1 pseudogene is annotated in these 881 nt (G+C 31.3%); it reads left to right on the top strand.

From position 1 onward, the window contains the following. Positions 1-40: 40 nt before the first annotated feature. A pseudogene (locus HMPREF3270_RS13535) lies at positions 41-187 on the top strand (SH3 domain-containing protein); the annotation flags it as partial. Positions 188-881 lie beyond the last annotated feature (694 nt).

Below are 881 nucleotides of genomic sequence, written 5' to 3'. Positions count from 1 at the left end.
CATTCCGTATTGATGGTAATGAAGCAGGTAAGCTGCCAGCTATGATGAAGTGATGTTGCAAGATGATCATGTGTGGGTAGGTTACGACGGCTTTGAAGGCGAACGACTATATCTGCCAGTAAGAACATGGAACGATGTCGCACCACCTAATCATGGTGTGGGCGAACTTTGGGGTAGTATCAGTTAAATAAATATGTTATTATTTACTTACCGCTGTTGTCATTGTAAAAAGTGTCTTTTCACAATTGATACTATATTGTAAGTTCGTGGATGATAGTGTCCATGACTTGAGGGTTATCTATATAGGTAACCCTCTTTTTTATGGTATAGTATAATTCAAATAGCGGTACTTTAAGAAATTGTCGGAATAAATGTATTTGTAATTAAAAAGTGAAATATAGAGTGGTATTAGTAAAAAAGTTATGATATAATTTTTTCAGACACTGTTTTCACAACTCAACACTCTAAGGTGTAAATAGACTTTAAGCATGATTTGAGAGTTACCTACAAGTAGCTCTCTTTTTTTATTGAAATAAATTGAAATAAAAGGTAGTAATTACTAAAAAAACATGGTAAAATGAATGTAGAACATGGTTTTTACTCTTCGTTATTCTATTGTGTAAATAGATATTATGCATGAGAATAGAAAGCTGTCTTTTCTGGCAGCTTTTTTATTATCTTATTTTAATATTAAACAAATTGTGTTAGTATATTAAACAGAAGATATTTTGGAAGATAATTTTCTAATCATAATCTTACCACCTTTTATGGTGGTGTTTTTTATGTTATATTAAAAATGTGGGTTAGATATATGGTATCTATGTAGAGAAACTATTTAAATAGTTTCTCTCAGACTGTCGACAAAGTCCTACGGACTTGTC

The organism is Staphylococcus sp. HMSC65H10 (assembly GCF_001839185.1).
Classification (GTDB): Bacteria; Bacillota; Bacilli; order Staphylococcales; family Staphylococcaceae; genus Staphylococcus; species Staphylococcus simulans.
Note: the sequence above shows the minus strand (reverse complement) of the source record. Positions and strands in the feature narration are given on the sequence as shown.